Here is a 15,076-nt window from a genome sequence, read left to right as displayed (position 1 = left end):
CTCTGAGCTTGGCCCGGACGGTGCGGGACGTGATTTCCCGTCACATTAGGCAAAAATCGACGTGGGATAAGGTTTTTGATTCATATTTTGATAAAAAAAATAATATTTATCATATTATGAGTAATGTAGCCTTTAGAGCACGCCCCCTTCTCAGAAACCCGTCGTCAGGAGCACGATAAATGAGCAAACCCGCCTCAGGAACGCAGGCTCTCGACCGGGCTATTGGCCTCATGCGAGTCATCGCAACGGCGCAAAGCCCTGGCTTGACAGCGCGCGAGCTGTCCGAACGCACCGGGCTGACGCAGGCCACACTCTATCGGCAATTGCAGGCGCTCGAAAAGCACGGGCTGGTGGAGAGCGAAGCGAAACACTACCGGATCGGGCGCGGCGCGTTGTTCTTCGCCGCCGCCGCCTTCGAGGCCAACCCCTTGCACAAGGTCGCCCAGCGTCCCCTGCGCCGGGTGGCTCAGGCCACGGGCTGTTCCATCGCGCTGGTGATCGCCCAAGACGCTCTGGCAATGTGTGCCGCCCGCGCCGAAGGCACGTTCAACGCCCGCACGATCTATTCGAATGTCGGGGCAACCGTGCCCCTAGGTGTCGGCTCCAGCAGCCTCTGCCTTCTGGCCGCGCTCGATGATCAGGAGGCAGACCATGTGATCGAGACCAACCGGCAAGCACTGATCGGCCCCTATTTCTTGGACGAGCTCGCCCTGCGAACCGCGATCCGTCAGGTTCAGCGCGACGGCTATGCTCGCGATCCCGGCGAAGTGTTTCAGGATGTGTTCGGCCTCGGAGTCCCCGTGCGCTCGCAAACCGGCAAAACCATCGCCGCCATCGGCCTCTCTGCCGTGCTCGAACGGGTCGACCCGGCACGGGAAAAATGGATTCTCTCCGTCATGCAAGACGCCGCCGCAGAGATCGGCAGGTCCGCCAATCCCGTCACCGGATATATTCCCCACAGCCCTCAGTGAGGCGCAACCTGTTGCCATAGGCACAAGCCCAACCGCCTCAAACATTCTCTGCACAATTGTCAGTGGAGCAAAAGAGTACACGACATGCAAAACCTGAAATCGAATCTACCATAAGTAACTGTTTTAAATACCAAATTAAAACAACCTTTTAGTTCAAACCCATAAACGTGCACGTTTGGAGCATAAGCGCGCAGCATAAGTTTGAACACTTCCCAAACCCGAAACCCCACAACAGAAAAGCCCGCGCAAATTGCACGGGCCCGCTGGTGATCGCACGGTAGGTTTTCAGATGCACCAGTGAAGCGCAGAGCGGCGATGACAGTCCTCCAATTTTCCGGAGGGAAGGCGTTTCAGATACGAAGCATCGAACACCACTGCTTCATTGGAACGATACTGATCGGTTTGCATTCGCGCGAACGCTTCTTGGAAAAAAGCGGCGTCGGACCGATGCAACCTAGGCGATTTTCCCGACTTCTATGAAGCCAGTCAATGTCAGACTTATCGCTTCGAACATCAAAGTCTCCCCGCCTACTGGATGAATTGAAGCCTGTTCCAGATCAACAAGACCGAGTTCAAGCAAGGAGTTTGCGCTCAACATGTCACAACAGCCATGGAGATCAATATTCATCAGGGCAACGCCAAGGTCGGGTGTAAATATCTGAGCGAAATCAGCTCTCCTTTTCTTCGTATTTTGAGCAATATCCACCTTACAGCGTGAGATAAATATTGCATCACTCTCTCAGCCCCCTCTTCCCGTTTTCTCATTCCACAGATCGAAGATTTTCGCGGCCTAGAACAACGGCTCAAAATCTTCGACTGTAAACGGCGAATAGCCCGATGGTAGGGAGTTCCGGTCGGTAAACGCACGGCAGAAATGACAGGTGTCCGTTGATCTGCCACTGAACTTTGACCCAGCCGCGACCGGAGCCCGGTTGATGTTTACGCCATCTGGCGCGGGTTGAGCAATTGCCCGACGCGCGGAGCTTTCATCTCGCGCAGCGGGGCGGGCGATTGCGGTGGTCAGGCTCCGCGCGTAGTCAGCCGGGGTCTGGTCGTTCAAGGATGAATGCGGGCGTTCGGTATTGTAGTCTGCCGCCCAAGCCGCGATCACGACACGGGCATGAGCCAGATTGCGGAACATGGTTTCGTTGAGCAACTCGTCGCGCATCCGACCGTTGAAACTCTCCACGAAACCGTTCTGCATGGGCTTGCCCGGCGCGATGTAGTGCCATTCGACCTTATGTTCGGGGCACCATCGCAGAATGGCGTTACTGGTTCGTTCGGTGCCGTCGCCATTGTCGCTCGGACCAATGGCGCAACAATGGCAACTCGCTGACAATCATGCCGGGCTTTCCACGGCGTTCGATCAGGGCCGTGAGCTCACGCGCGACACGGCGCCCCGAGATCGAGGTATCCGGGATCGCCGCGAGGCACTCCCGAGTGACGTCGTCGACCACGTTCAGCAATGAGCCATTGTGGCGCCATCGGTTCGAGCTCAATGGCGAATGAAGCGTTGGCCGCCCGCGAACTGGTCGTGGACGAAATCAAGCGATCCCATTGCCCGGCAGGCGATTTGCAATGCAAATCTGCCGAGAGGAGGCGCGCATTGGGCCGCGCCTCGACCAGGATCGGCGCCCGCGTCCCGATAGCCTTGCGCCGGGCCTTTCGCTTGCGCACCGTCAGCCCTTCCTTGCGATAGAGCCGATAGATCCGGTTGATGCCGGAGGGCTCGCAGCAGCACGAAGAGCCGCCGATAACCGAACCGTCGGCGTTCGTTGGCCAGTTCCCGCAACCGCCCACGCAGCTCCGTATCTGGAGCACGCCGTGCCTGATAGCGGACCATCTTGCGATCCGCCCCGGCAATCCGGCACGCCCGCCGTTCCGAAAGCCCGAACAAGGACTTCAGATGTGCGACCGCCTCGTGCTTCACGGCAGGCGTCACCACTTTTTTGAAACCAGTTCCTTCATCGCGGCCAGATCGAGCATCTGCTCGGCCAGCAGCTTCTTCAACCGAGCGTTCTCGTCCTCGAGCGTCTTCAGCCGCTTGACCTCCGACATTGTCATGCCACCGAATTTGGCCTTCCAGTTATAGAAGGTGCCTTCCGACATGCCGTGCTTGCGGCACAGGTCTGCGCACTTCGCCCCTGCCTCGTGCTCGGCCAAGATGCCGATGATCTGTTCGTCCGTAAATCTCGTTCGTTTCATTGTCCGTCCTCATGTTGGGCCGGTCTCTAATCGACGATGGAGGAAAAATCCCATGGCAGGTCAACCTGAATGTCCGCTCCGGGCCGAGAGGCGCCGATTGAGTTTAACCGATACGTTCCGAATGGTTACAATCCGGGAATAGATGCTCGCGCATTTGATCAAATTGCGTTTTGCACATTCGGTATATCTACGGTGCCGAAGACGCGGCCCGACGGTGAGCCTGTGAGGGAGCCGCCGACAGGTTCCTCGGAGACGCCCAAGGTGAGCGTGCCGCGTACCGCTGCGATTTCTGGCGGCAGAGCGAGACGGACGCTCTCACCTGCGGGCCACAGGCCAACCGACTGTGCAGGCTCGTTCGGCCCATGCGCCCAGACTTGCAGGATGCGGCCCTCAGGGGCGCCACCCATAGTGCGGGTCAGGATGACTTCCTGGCGGGTCTTATCGACCACGGCGACCACGCGGAAATCCCCGATTTCAGAGGCGATCTCGGCTGTGTAAAGCGGGCCTGTGCCTTGCGGAGTGCGCATAGGGAAGACTGCAAGCACAAGCACCAGCGCGGCGGCCACAGCCCCGCCCGCCAGCGCCTGCCAGATCCCGAGCCGCTGCAAAAGCGGCGGCTTCACGGTATCGGGAAAGAGGTCGGCCATCAGCGCGACCTTGACGGATGCAGGGGCGTCAACGGGCGGCAGGTCGGCCATACGAGCCAATTGAGCCTCCCAGCCATGCACGCGCGCGGCAAACGACTGGTCTGTTGCGGCACGCGTCCGAGCATCTGTCAAAGCCTCGCCCTCAAGCAGTCCGAGCGCCAGTTCGGCCGCCAGCATATCGTCGTCATACGGCTCGCTCATTGCTCCATACACTTCCTCAATGCAATCAACCCGCGCCGCAACCACGTGCGCATGGTGTTGAGTGGCACTTTCGCGGCCTCGGCCAGTTCTGCATAGCTGCGCCCGTCGAGGTAGGCTCCGGTGATGGCACTGCGGCGCTCGGTGGGCAAGGTGTCAAGGCACTCGACAATACGCTTTGCTTCCGAGGCGACCATGGCTCCCTGCTCAGGTGTATGCGCCGAAGAGGCCAGCGTCTCCGAATAGGCCCCGACATCCGCATGGCTGCGCCGTGCCCTAAGGCGGTCAATCGCGGTGTTGCGGGCAATGGTGATCAGCCACGTCATCGGCGAATGGCCCGTCACTTTGTAACGGTCCGCGTTCTTCCAGATTTTGACATAGGTGTCGTGCATAGCGTCCTCGGCCGCGTGGCGATCCCCCAAGACACGCAGCGAGACGGCGAAAAGTTTCGCTTGGGTCAGATCGTAAAGATCCGAGAGGGCGGCCCGTTCCCCCAAGGACACACGGGCGATCAGAGCCTCGACCCTCTCTCGGGGCTGCGAGGTTTGCGGTTGTGTCGCGTCGTCGCCCATACGCCCTCAAAAAAAATTGTTGGCGCCGAAACTCTCGCACCGCTCCGCCCGTGGTTAAGGGTGATTAATCCGCAAAACACGGCTCAACGCAAGCCAATAGACAGGAAGGACCGTACAATGAAAACCTTGAAACTTGCTCTGATTGCAACCGCCGCTCTGGCCACCGCTGCCCCCGCTTTCGCCATGCACCACGCTGGCACCATGGGCTATGCGCTCGCCGAGGACGGCAAGACGCTCGTGACCATGGCCGATATCGCCGCCCCTGGCGAGGTGATGACCTATGATCTCGAGATGCCCCTGCGTGCTATCGCCTACCGTCCCGTGACGGGCCAGCTTCTGGGCTATGCCGATGGTATGATCTACGAGGTCGACCCGATGACGGGCGCTCTGACCGACCTCGGCGCGATGTTTATGGATGACGCGATGATCGGCGACGGCGCAGTGGCCTTCGACTTCAACAACCAGATCGACGCCGTGCGCGCTGTTGGCGCCGATGGCGCGAACCTCGTCTACTTTCCCGATGGCTTCGGCGATGGCGATGAGCGCGCAAACTCCGTGCGCCGCTTCACCGATACCTTCTACGCCGAAGGTGATATGAGCGAAGGCGCCGATCCGCTTATATTTGCCAATGCCTACACCAACGCGATCAACGGCATGATGGCCTCGGCCACGGCACAATACGCGATTGATGCGCGCGTTAACGCGCTTGTTAAGCTGGCCAACAACGCAGGCGAGCTGGCCTCTGTCGGTTATCTGACAATCGACGGCGAGGCCGTGGATGTGGTTGAATGGGGTGGGTTTGACATCGTCTCCCCCAAGGAGGGCACGGACCACGCCTTTGCCATCCTGCAACTGGATGGTGAGAGCACCGCAGGCCTCTACTCCGTTGACCTCTCCACAGGTGAACTGATGATCATCGGCGATCTGGGTATGGGGGGCTTCACGGGATTTGCGGCCTCGAAAGGTATGTAAAATCTGTTAGGCTATTCGGCCATTGACACTCTTCGGAATGCGCCCCGATCCAATGGTCGGGGCGCATTTTAATTGGTCTCTTTGCCGAAATCCCATTTTTCCGTTTTGGTTCAAGTGAGTTATTCTCGCCCCTCCGCGGTCGCGCCGGAGCGATCCCGTAGCGAAAATAATTTGTGGCGTGCTGAAACTTCTCCAAGGCCTGCCACGTGACTTCTCTCGTATCCGCCAAAGACGCGGATGAATCAGAGAGGAAAGACCTATGAAAATCGTATCAAAACTGGCCACCGCCGCAACCGCACTTATGATCGCAACCGCGGCTCATGCTGAAAACCCGATGGTTGGTGGCGCTCCGATGTTCGAGACCAAGAACATCGTTGAGAATGCAGTCAACTCTGCCGATCACACAACACTCGTTGCGGCTGTGCAAGCCGCCGGTCTCGTTGAGACTTTGCAAAGCGACGGCCCGTTCACCGTCTTTGCCCCTGTGAACGACGCCTTCGCCGCTCTGCCCGATGGCACAGTGGAGACGCTCCTGAAGCCCGAAAACAAAGACATGCTCGTGAAGGTGCTGACCGCCCACGTCGTCGCAGGGGACTGGTCCGCGGCCGAGATCGCGGCCAAGGCCAAAGCCTCTTCCGACGGGTTCTACCACTTCAAAGCTGTGTCCGGTGACACGCTGTCTGCGCAGGTCAAAGGCAGCAACGTCTACATCTACGACGAAAGCGGGAATGCAGGGCGCGTGACCATCGCTGATGTCAACCAATCGAACGGCGTGATCCACGTTGTCGATTCCGTACTTGTGCCGAAGTAACGCCGACAGGACGGGAATGTGCGGGCGGTCTTCCCCATGACCCAGTTGGGCCGCCCGCATTCATTTTCCCTCAAACTAGGTCAGCCATGAAAACGGTGAGGTGACACATGTAACGCAGAGCCTTTCTTCGGGCCACAGGCGCAGCTTTGATGCTCCGTCCTGCTGACGCTGCGGATTGCGGATTTGAGATGTGTCGAACCGAGGCCGAATGGCGCACTCTTTTGAGTGAGGATGAGGTCCCCCTGGTTTCTTGGACACCTACCGTGTTCAGTCCGGCTTTTTTTCGAAGTCAACTTACGAAGGCACGCCATTGCTATTGTGCTACCCAAGGCGCTCAAGTCGAACAAAACACGCCGCGTCGCCGCATGACCGGTTTGAGCCCTTCTTGCTTGATGATGTTCGCGCAGAATTTCGCAGGTGCAGAAAGATCGCGCGGATAATCGCGGCCCAAACCGGACACTCGGCAGGATAGTCCTCGCCGCAGTGCCGCTTCCCCGAAACGGACGTGAAATAACCGCCAAAACGTGTGAAGCAGTTTGGATTCTGCTTGCACGCATAGTCGATTGCGCTGATGTCTGATCCGGATGAACCGGGGCCAAACATAGCCCCGATTGCGCTTTTGACTTGGCGGTTAGGTTATTTCAAAGCTGCGTAGACTGCGCTCTCAAAATCCATGTAGCCCGTGAAGGACGCCGCATCGGCGAAGGGCAGGATCTGGGTCGCCCAGTACCCGCCGATGCCGTTTTTGCGGTCGATCCAATAGTAGCTGTTGGCCAGACCCGCCCAGCCAATGGAGCCTGCGGGGCGGCCTGTGGGCGCGTCTTCGCTGTTAACCATGAAGGTATAGGACCAGTCTTTGGACTGTCCCGGGAAGAACTCGGCATCGTTTGACAGCGACGGGATTACGCCGGGCAGCATGGTCACCTTCTGCGGCGGCACCAAAGCGCCTTTCACGGCCCACTCCACCGTTTCGCGCTTAAGCACGCGCCCGTTCGGGCCGTCCCCATCGTTAAGCCACATACGGATAAACTTCATGTATTCGGGCACAGTGGCATAGAGGCCGTGGCCGCCCATGTGGACTTCGGGGTCGTCGGGCAGAGCGAAGTCGTCCATCGGGGTGAGTGAACCATCCTCGCCGCGCGCGTGGATCGTTGCGGTGCGTGCCTTCATCGCGTCGGTGCGGGTGAAGGCGATGTCCTCCATCCCGAGCGGATCGAACACCCGCTCGCGCATCACTTCACCAAGGCGTTTGCCGCGCACACCCTCGACCACCTGGCCGGCCCAATCCATGTTGGTGCCGTATTCCCACTTCTCACCCGGATCGAACAGCATCGGGGTCTCGATACAGGCGCGGCTCCCCGTGACAACCGAGGGCTGCCCTTGCGTCTCGGCCAGACGCTTGTAGGTTTCGTTGAAGAAGTCATAGCCAAAACCGCCTGTGTGCAGGAGCAGTTGGCGCGTGGTTACATCGGTCTTGGGCGCACGCAGACGTGGGCTTCCATCGGCGTCAAACCCTTCGATCACTTGCAGGTTGCCGATGGCGGGGGCGTATTCTTTGGCGGGGGCGTCGAGGTCCAGAAGTCCCTCCTCAACACATTGCAGTGCGGTAGTTCCCGCAATCGCCTTGGTCGTGGAGAAGATGGCAAAGACCGTGTCCTCGGTCATCGGATCGCCCCCGATGCGCCTCTCGCCCGCTTGGCCTGAATAGATCGTGCCAGTGCGGTCAGTCGCCATCGCGACCACACCGGGCACACGGGTCTCGCCCGTGCTCAGATTGTCGAGAATGGAATCACAGTGCGTTTTCAGATTTTCGATTTGCATGTCTTTCATTGGTTCCTCCCTAGAACATGTGCAGGGAAGATTGGCCGCTCGCAAAGCGCAGCGCTGTTCTTTATCGGAATGGGGTGTCCGGTTTCGGAAGAGAAGTTAATGGCCCCCCGTGGCCCGCGCGCGGGTCCGGGACGGCAACTCGCCATAGCGTTCCCGATACCGCCCCGCCAGAGCACCGAAGTTGGAATACCCCCATCGGGTCGCGATATCGGTGACGGTTTTATCCGCCTCGGCCTTTTCGAGATCGGCTCGGAAGCCTTCCAACCTGCGTGCGACAAGGAAGTCACGGGGGCTTAGCCCTCGGAACTGTTGGAACCCGCCCGACAGCGTGCGGGCCGACACGCCGACCCGTTTTGCGATCTCTCCGATGGTCGGCGCTTGCCGTGCCTCGGCCTCCATAATCGCCTCCGCTTGGCGCACATAGCGCGGCGCCGCGGCCCTTGCGCCGCCCTCCAACTTCACGCCCGCTGCCCCGGCCCACTGCCGTAAAAGCTCTACACAGAGGATTTCCTCTAGGTGGCGCGCAATAGCGGCATCCTCGGCCACGACCCCCGAACGGGTCAAAGCTCGAACAGAATAGTCCAGCAAAGACCCCCAAGCCGACTGCGCCCCGCCGATCTTGACGCGGCTTGTCCAAAGCACGTCACCGGGCACAAAGCCGAACCAGCGTTCTGCAGTCTGCTCGATCAGATCGTGGGGAATCGTCAGGTTCAGCTGCATATGCTCGGGGTCACCCTCCAGCCAATACTCCGCCCGCGAGCAATCCACGACGAAACTCTCGCCCGGCCCCGTTGCCACAGAGCCGCCATCCGCCGCATGATTGAGCGCTCCGCGCACCGTATTGAGCACGAGGATATTGCCTGCTGCAGGGTCGAAATTGTTGAGATAAATCCCCGTCCCATAGGCAAAGCGCGTCATCGTCACACCGCCCGCCTTGGCGGAGATCATCGTCGCATCGGGCTTGGCCTGGCGCTCCATAGGGCGCACATCATAGGGCATGTAGACATCATGGCAAAACGCCTGGATCTCATCCCAGTCTGTCGATTTTGTATCTCCTCCATGCCGGACCGGATCGCCGAGCGGATCGAGTATAAATGCGTTCTCCAACAAAATCGCGCTCCTCCATACGATTTCGAAGTAGCCGGAGGATAGCACGGTTTTGCACGAGTGCCACAAAATGCGGCAACTCAGTGCGATCGAACGGATCGAAACGAAAGGCAAGGCTCGGCAAATCCCAAGTCACATATCGTTGATCATTGGCAGGAGGACGAATTCAGCGGAAAGCACAACAGCGACTCAACTACTGTGCGCCTACGCCTTCCCGCGAAAAATTGCATACCGGTAAAATTGATCGAGTTAGTAACGGCCCAAACCCGACCTTCACGCATTGAGCAGCAAATGTCCGGTGGGAGCCGAAAGCAGACATCTGAGGGATAACTTGGCTATGCGACTGTCTGCGTCGCCACCACGGGCACGAAACCTGCGGTTTTCGCGGCCATCATAAACGCTTTGCGCGCCTCGCCGACAGGGGTCATGCAATCCATTGCTGCTTCAATTGTCTCCAGCGCGCGTTGCCGCGCGTCGTCTGACACGGGCCATTTACGGTGAAGCCAGTGGCGCGCTTTTTCGATGGTGCCGAATTTCTGCACCTCGCCCTCGGGTGAAGTGACGAGCGACAGGGGGGTGCCCCAGTAAATTTCGATCAAGGTCTTTTTCTTTCTCGGATACAAACCGCATGACCGTAGAGACGGGATCGCGGTTTTGGGCAGCGCGTGGCATGCGGCCAACGGCATCTGCCCTTTTGGGTGACTTGGTTCGGATGAACTCAAGAGAAATGACCGGACGTGGCGCGGCGCAGGTGAATGTCTCCACCATGCATCTTAGTCGCACGGGCTTATTGCACCGTACTGCGGACCCTTCGTTCTGGTCAGGTGATGAATTTTGCGATTAAGTAATCAATCGCGTCGTCTGTCTCGCGCGGATTGCGGCGGGGCAGAGACACATCTGCGGGCCATTCGGTAAATGCGCCACGGGCCAGACGTATGAGGCATAGATAGATGCTTTGCCGCCGAAATACGAGGCATTTTTCTGAGAAAGCCTCGAAACCCGCCTTAGCTATGGAAAACAATCACTATTATTTTCTGAAACTTGGGCAAGTGGGGCTGCGTCTTGCCATCCCACGGTGACTTTGGGGACAAGTTGCGCCGCTCGCATGTCATTTCACTGGTAATGCGGTGCGCGATCCCCCATATCTATTGAGGTTACAAGGAAATTCTCACAGGCGGGCGACGACCCGCGCCATCGCTGCGGTGCGCAATATGCCCCCAGTTTCTCCTCGTATCCGCACGACAAACCAAACGAACTGGTCCCAAGTTGCCGATCCCGAGGAGGCTGCCACATGTCTGTGGCGTCTTTTCCGCATTCGCAGGTTGCTCCCGAAAAGGACACTCAAAATGACAAAACACATTGCTCACGGCACCGAAACCGACGCCGACAAAACGCCCATCACACAAAAGCCCCAGATCAAGACCACTAAGCCGACCACTGGCGAGGCACCGAAACCGCGTCGCTCGATTTTCGATGTGTCCTATGCCCCCGTCGGCTCCGAATTGCGCAAGGCATGGTCGCGCCATAATCGCAAATCATGAAGCCGACGCAGGTGTCCTTCCTGACACCCGTAGAGTTTGATGACACCGGACAGGAGCCATGTCATGACCCCGCCTGATCTTCGCATCAAACTCGGCTGCCGTTTCCAGTTCGAGCTACCGCAACCGACCCCGATGATCGCTCTTTTGAACGTCCATTTCTCACGGGTCAGCGATCTGGAATACCCCGATCACCTCACCACCATGCCCCGCGTACCGATGAGCGGCTATCGTGACGGATTCGGCAATTGGTGCACGAGGCTGGTTGCACCACAAGGGCGTTTCACCGTCGAGACGCAGACGATCATCCGGGATAGTGGCCTGCCCGATGCGCGCCCCGAAATCGGCGCACAGGCCCCCGTTGAGGCCCTACCGGACGAGGTGCTCGTCTATCTTTTGGGCAGCCGGTATTGCGACACCGACACGCTATCCGACACGGCTTGGCAGTTGTTTCAAAACACGCCCCCCGGATTGACTCGGGTGCAGGCGATCTGTGATTTCGTGCATGGACATATCCGTTTCGATTACCTTGCTGCGGATGCCACCCGCAGCGCCGCGCAGGCCTATCGCGACGCGCAGGGCGTCTGTCGCGATTACGCGCATCTGGCGATCACCTTTTGCCGCTGTATGAACATTTCCGCGCGGTATTGCACCGGCTATCTCGGCGATATCGGCATGGAGCCGCCCTATCCGCCGGGCGACTTCGCCGCTTGGATGGAAGTCTGGCTTGACGGTCGCTGGTGGGTGTTCGATCCGCGCAACAATATGCCGCGCATCGGACGCGTTCTGGTCGCACAGGGCCGCGATGCTGCGGACGTGCCGCTGACCCATTCTTTCGGCGAGAACGTCCTGACGGGGTTCAATGTGTGGAGCGATCAAATCAGCTGATGTGCCGCTCTAAGAAAGTTCCGAGAGACGGGTCGCGCTGCGCGCAAAAAATCTTTTATTTCTTTTCCTTTGCTATTCGGAGCCTCGTCCTGTACCCAATAGGAGCAACGTTTTTTCCATCTGCATCCTGTCTCCCTTATCGGTTCCAGTCTGCCGCTTCGATCTGACTGAGCCGGGCAACCGCATTCACGTGGGCTGCAAAATACTCAAGGAGACATCACAATGGCCAATGGCACTGTGAAATGGTTCAACCAATCTAAAGGCTTCGGATTCATCGCACCGGAATCCGGTGGACGTGATATTTTCGTCCATATTTCCGCGATGGAACGCGGCGGCATCGCGCAACTGGATGAAGGTCAGGCCGTGACCTTCGATGTCGAAGCCGGACGCGACGGACGCGAGTCCGCAACCAATCTGGCACTCGCCTGATCTGACCGGTTTTGGACCCGGCGTTCATCGCCGGGCCCCTCGACCAAGGAGGCCTCATGCCCCGTAAAGACAAGGCCGCTTCCCTGTTTCGCCAAACGACGGCCAAGCCGGTCACGCCGCATGACCGTACGGCTGCGGCGGCCCGCGAGATCATCGAAACAGAAGCGGCGCGACGCGCAGACCTGACAGCCAGCCTCAAGGCCGCACGACTGTCGCGCGACGCAGGCAAGGACGCGCCTGACAGCCCGCTTGCCACCGACAAGAAAAACACTTGAGCCGATTTCATGGGCTCAAGATGAAATTCCGGGATATTTTCGGAATACGATGGAGGGCCAAACATGACACTCAAAAAGACCCCCGCAGGCGCGCAAAGCTCTGCGATGATGACGCTTACTCAAAAGAATAAATCCGACCTCGGTTGGCATCATTTTTTTGAACACCTTGTAGCGGACAAAACTTTGGACACGCGACAAGCCTTGCCGCAAAACGTCCAGGAATGACGTCATCTCTCTATAACGTATGGAAGATGGCGTTTTCGGTGGTCCGACTGAGCGCGATCAGGCGACGATAGAGCCGATCAGCATTCGTTGATGCACCACCGGAAGGTGAAGCGGCAGAGCATAGCCTCTGCCGCTTTGCTTTTACAAACCGCGTTTCATGGGATGCTGTGCTTTAAATTATCCACGTTTTTCGCTTCGTTGCGCATGCGGTCATTTGTTTGTTGTGCAGCGAATGGCGGCTCTCCGCCCATCGCTGCATTTCGTTCAGGACGCAACGAATGTCCGGTTTCCTCCCTTCTCGTCTGATCACTCCCTCTCAGCCAACCATGTTTTTTGCCAGAGGTAATAGGCCGATTGGCTGATCGGCGGGCCTTCCAGAACCGCGAGGGTTTTCCATATTTTGGTCCCTTTGTACCCTGCCTCAATCATTTGGATGGCGACGGCTTTTCGCAGATCTGTCATGCTCGGCTTACGCCCCAGACGCTGACCACGGGCCTTGGCCTCTTGCAGTGCGATCTTGGTCCCGTCCGAGAAGCCTTTGCGGTCGAGGCGATTGAGAGCCCTCAGCAGAGTGCTGACTTGAGACTGCCAATCGTTTCGGCTGTCGAATGCCACATCAAGGCTGCGGATTTGAATGCCCAACTCCCGCGCTGCCTCGACCGTGGCGGCGATGCCTTGTGTTGAAAGGTTGAGGTCGCTCAGAGACGGGGCGATGAGTTCCGCGTCTGCACTCAGATCGTTAAGCCAGACGGGCGGTGCATTTGGCTCTTCGGGATCGGTCGTGAAAATCTGATCCGTCGGAATACCTTCAGCTTCAAGCCGTGCGAGCGCGAGCTGCCGATCCTCCGCGCTTCGCAGTCCAGAGATCACACCATAGCGATTTTCGGACATCGAAGACCTTTCGAAGAGAGCTAAAAACGGAGCGCGTTTGTTTTGGACCTGCGAAACATCTACTACATCTTGTGTTTCAAAATTTTCTTGACACTGAGATGCACGTTTATGCTCCAAAAATGCACTCTTATGGTCCAATGACACAATTTGTCAGTGGAGCAAAAGAGTGCGCGAAATTCAAAACCTGAATTCGAATCAATCACAAGCCACTGTTTTAAATAACAAATTCAACAAACACTTTAGATCGAACCCATAAACCTGCACGTTTGGAGCATAAACGCGCAGCATAAGTTTGAATACTTCCCAAGCCCGAAACCGCACAACAAAAAAGCCCGCGCAAATTGCACGGGCCTGCTGGTGATCGCACGGTAGGTTTTCAGATGCGCCAGTGAAGCGCCGAACGGTGATGACAGTCCTCCAATTTTCCGTAAGGAAGGCGTTTCAGATACCAAGCCTCGAACACCACTGCCTTGTTGGAACGATACTGATCGGTTTGCATTCGGGCGAACGCTTCTTGGAAAAAGCGGTGTCGGACCGATGCAACTTGGGCGATTTTCCCAACTTCTATGATGCCACTCAATGTCAGACTTATCGCCTCGAACACCAAAATCTCCCCGCCTAATGGATGAATTGAAACCTGTTCCAGATCAACAAGACCGAGTTCAAGCAAGGAGTTTGCGCTCAACGGGTCACAGCAGCCGTGGAGATCAATATTCATCAAGGCAACACCAAGGTCGGGTGTAAATATCTGAGCGAAATCTGCTCTCCTTTTCTTCGTATTTTGAGCAATATCCATCTTACAGCGTAAGATAAATATTGCATCACTCTCTCAGTCTGCATTTCCTAGCTCATTGCCACATGAATCCCGATAAGAGTGTCGCTAAATCCCACTGGGATTATGCGGCAATGCCGCAAAACGGCTTTGAGCCCTTAGCTGCCGGCCCCAGTTGACCGATCAAGGGGGCGGGACATCCGGTGCACAAAAGCCTCAATATCATCAGCAGAATAGCCGAGTAGCGCCCCATTCATACGGGCTATATCCTCCGGCGAGAGCTGATCGCGGAGCGAGCCGTGCTCCTCGAAGGGCTCCGAGTTGACCGCGAGGATGATTTTGGCGCGCCACTCATGCGCAGGCAGGCAGTATGCGCGCCACTCAATTTCTATAAAGTGACCATCGAATTGATCTCCAACACGGTATTTTTTTCGCTTTAAGAAGAGGCGGATGCGACCGCTTTCCACGTGAGGCGCAAAATCAGTGTCCCCTACGTGCTCAGCTTTCATGCCCGTCTCCACCGAGAACAATGCAAGCGGCTTTTCACCGCACAGCATCAGTTCAAGCTCCTTGCCATTGTGCGGCCCAATTTTCCCCTGCGCCATCGTCCGTTTCCTTGTGTCTATCATGGATACTTCCGTCACCTTGAATGTCCTCTCCGTCCCGCACACCCTACCTTCGCTGAAAATAGCTCCGCACGAAGTTAGGGCGTATCCGGCAATCCTATTTAGATTGGGCGCTCAAT

The 15,076-nt window shown here is 57.6% G+C and carries 16 protein-coding genes and 1 pseudogene; 8 read left to right on the top strand and 9 right to left on the bottom strand.

The features are described from left to right. The first annotated feature begins 179 nt into the window (after window positions 1-179). Window positions 180-971, top strand: coding sequence for an IclR family transcriptional regulator (locus V1475_RS07455; RefSeq protein WP_479412236.1), 792 nt, complete (start codon window positions 180-182; stop codon window positions 969-971). A gap of 910 nt (window positions 972-1,881) precedes the next feature. On the opposite strand, the pseudogene V1475_RS07450 reads toward V1475_RS07455, so the two are convergent. The 3 genes and pseudogenes from V1475_RS07450 to V1475_RS07440 form a co-directional block, all read right to left on the bottom strand. Further along, window positions 1,882-3,176: pseudogene (locus tag V1475_RS07450) on the bottom strand (IS3 family transposase); the annotation flags it as partial. 158 nt (window positions 3,177-3,334) lie between these two features. Further along, complete coding sequence (locus V1475_RS07445; RefSeq protein ID WP_479412235.1) at window positions 3,335-4,024, bottom strand: anti-sigma factor domain-containing protein; 690 nt, start codon at window positions 4,022-4,024, stop codon at window positions 3,335-3,337. Next, window positions 4,021-4,593 carry a sigma-70 family RNA polymerase sigma factor gene (locus V1475_RS07440; RefSeq protein ID WP_479412234.1) on the bottom strand — a complete coding sequence of 191 codons (573 nt, stop codon included), beginning with the start codon at window positions 4,591-4,593 and terminating at the stop codon, window positions 4,021-4,023. The genes V1475_RS07445 and V1475_RS07440 overlap by 4 nt, the downstream gene beginning before the upstream one ends. A gap of 117 nt (window positions 4,594-4,710) precedes the next feature. On the opposite strand from V1475_RS07440, the gene V1475_RS07435 reads away from it, so the two are divergent. Together V1475_RS07435 and V1475_RS07430 are read left to right on the top strand one after the other, a co-directional pair. Next, window positions 4,711-5,565, top strand: coding sequence for a DUF4394 domain-containing protein (locus tag V1475_RS07435; protein WP_479412233.1), 855 nt, complete (start codon window positions 4,711-4,713; stop codon window positions 5,563-5,565). Between the two features lie 259 nt (window positions 5,566-5,824). After that, window positions 5,825-6,376 (top strand): fasciclin domain-containing protein, encoded by a 552-nt coding sequence (locus V1475_RS07430; protein ID WP_434286217.1) that lies wholly within the window; start codon window positions 5,825-5,827, stop codon window positions 6,374-6,376. 636 nt (window positions 6,377-7,012) lie between these two features. Here the strand turns inward: V1475_RS07430 and acmB are convergent. The 3 genes from acmB to V1475_RS07415 all read right to left on the bottom strand — a co-directional run bounded on the left by acmB (window position 7,013) and on the right by V1475_RS07415 (window position 9,912). Beyond that, window positions 7,013-8,206, bottom strand: a complete 1,194-nt coding sequence (gene acmB / locus V1475_RS07425; RefSeq protein ID WP_479412232.1) for a methyl acetate hydrolase AcmB — start codon at window positions 8,204-8,206, stop codon at window positions 7,013-7,015. A 96-nt stretch (window positions 8,207-8,302) separates the two neighbouring features. Then, the gene (locus V1475_RS07420; RefSeq protein ID WP_479412231.1) at window positions 8,303-9,316 is read right to left on the bottom strand and encodes an AraC family transcriptional regulator; all 1,014 of its coding nucleotides are present in this window, start codon (window positions 9,314-9,316) and stop codon (window positions 8,303-8,305) included. Between the two features lie 332 nt (window positions 9,317-9,648). Continuing rightward, window positions 9,649-9,912, bottom strand: a complete 264-nt coding sequence (locus tag V1475_RS07415) for a DUF982 domain-containing protein (protein WP_479412230.1) — start codon at window positions 9,910-9,912, stop codon at window positions 9,649-9,651. A 747-nt stretch (window positions 9,913-10,659) separates the two neighbouring features. On the opposite strand from V1475_RS07415, the gene V1475_RS07410 reads away from it, so the two are divergent. The 5 genes from V1475_RS07410 to V1475_RS07390 all read left to right on the top strand — a co-directional run bounded on the left by V1475_RS07410 (window position 10,660) and on the right by V1475_RS07390 (window position 12,668). Beyond that, entirely contained in the window at window positions 10,660-10,854 is a 195-nt protein-coding gene (locus tag V1475_RS07410; RefSeq protein ID WP_479412229.1) for a hypothetical protein, read from the top strand. A gap of 63 nt (window positions 10,855-10,917) precedes the next feature. Continuing rightward, entirely contained in the window at window positions 10,918-11,739 is an 822-nt protein-coding gene (locus V1475_RS07405; protein WP_479412228.1) for a transglutaminase-like domain-containing protein, read from the top strand. 222 nt (window positions 11,740-11,961) lie between these two features. Further along, window positions 11,962-12,168 (top strand): cold-shock protein, encoded by a 207-nt coding sequence (locus V1475_RS07400; protein WP_479412227.1) that lies wholly within the window; start codon window positions 11,962-11,964, stop codon window positions 12,166-12,168. Between the two features lie 56 nt (window positions 12,169-12,224). After that, window positions 12,225-12,443, top strand: a complete 219-nt coding sequence (locus V1475_RS07395) for a hypothetical protein (RefSeq protein WP_479412226.1) — start codon at window positions 12,225-12,227, stop codon at window positions 12,441-12,443. A gap of 63 nt (window positions 12,444-12,506) precedes the next feature. Beyond that, window positions 12,507-12,668, top strand: coding sequence for a hypothetical protein (locus V1475_RS07390; protein ID WP_155846082.1), 162 nt, complete (start codon window positions 12,507-12,509; stop codon window positions 12,666-12,668). A gap of 306 nt (window positions 12,669-12,974) precedes the next feature. Here V1475_RS07390 and V1475_RS07385 read toward each other — a convergent pair whose 3' ends face one another. From V1475_RS07385 to V1475_RS07375, 3 genes are all read right to left on the bottom strand, one after another. Further along, on the bottom strand, window positions 12,975-13,676 hold the full coding sequence (locus V1475_RS07385; protein WP_479412225.1) for a recombinase family protein: 702 nt from the start codon (window positions 13,674-13,676) through the stop codon (window positions 12,975-12,977). A 259-nt stretch (window positions 13,677-13,935) separates the two neighbouring features. Further along, window positions 13,936-14,355: a hypothetical protein gene (locus V1475_RS07380; RefSeq protein WP_479412224.1), complete on the bottom strand. Its 420-nt coding sequence runs from the start codon at window positions 14,353-14,355 to the stop codon at window positions 13,936-13,938. A 134-nt stretch (window positions 14,356-14,489) separates the two neighbouring features. Then, window positions 14,490-14,936: a hypothetical protein gene (locus V1475_RS07375; RefSeq protein ID WP_479412223.1), complete on the bottom strand. Its 447-nt coding sequence runs from the start codon at window positions 14,934-14,936 to the stop codon at window positions 14,490-14,492. Between the last annotated feature and the right edge of the window lie 140 nt (window positions 14,937-15,076).

It is taken from the genome of Celeribacter sp. SCSIO 80838 (genome assembly GCF_056498065.1).
The sequence above is the reverse complement of the archived record's forward strand: the minus strand, read 5'-3'. Positions and strand labels throughout refer to the sequence as shown.

Coding starts and splice junctions, on each gene's coding strand:
- V1475_RS07455 (WP_479412236.1), top strand. CDS start 180: ATGAGCAAACCCGCCTCAGGAACGCAGGCTCTCGACCGGGCTATTGGC.
- V1475_RS07445 (WP_479412235.1), bottom strand. CDS start 4,024: ATGAGCGAGCCGTATGACGACGATATGCTGGCGGCCGAACTGGCGCTC.
- V1475_RS07440 (WP_479412234.1), bottom strand. CDS start 4,593: ATGGGCGACGACGCGACACAACCGCAAACCTCGCAGCCCCGAGAGAGG.
- V1475_RS07435 (WP_479412233.1), top strand. CDS start 4,711: ATGAAAACCTTGAAACTTGCTCTGATTGCAACCGCCGCTCTGGCCACC.
- V1475_RS07430 (WP_434286217.1), top strand. CDS start 5,825: ATGAAAATCGTATCAAAACTGGCCACCGCCGCAACCGCACTTATGATC.
- acmB (WP_479412232.1), bottom strand. CDS start 8,206: ATGAAAGACATGCAAATCGAAAATCTGAAAACGCACTGTGATTCCATT.
- V1475_RS07410 (WP_479412229.1), top strand. CDS start 10,660: ATGACAAAACACATTGCTCACGGCACCGAAACCGACGCCGACAAAACG.
- V1475_RS07405 (WP_479412228.1), top strand. CDS start 10,918: ATGACCCCGCCTGATCTTCGCATCAAACTCGGCTGCCGTTTCCAGTTC.
- V1475_RS07400 (WP_479412227.1), top strand. CDS start 11,962: ATGGCCAATGGCACTGTGAAATGGTTCAACCAATCTAAAGGCTTCGGA.
- V1475_RS07395 (WP_479412226.1), top strand. CDS start 12,225: ATGCCCCGTAAAGACAAGGCCGCTTCCCTGTTTCGCCAAACGACGGCC.
- V1475_RS07390 (WP_155846082.1), top strand. CDS start 12,507: ATGACACTCAAAAAGACCCCCGCAGGCGCGCAAAGCTCTGCGATGATG.
- V1475_RS07380 (WP_479412224.1), bottom strand. CDS start 14,355: ATGGATATTGCTCAAAATACGAAGAAAAGGAGAGCAGATTTCGCTCAG.
- V1475_RS07375 (WP_479412223.1), bottom strand. CDS start 14,936: ATGGCGCAGGGGAAAATTGGGCCGCACAATGGCAAGGAGCTTGAACTG.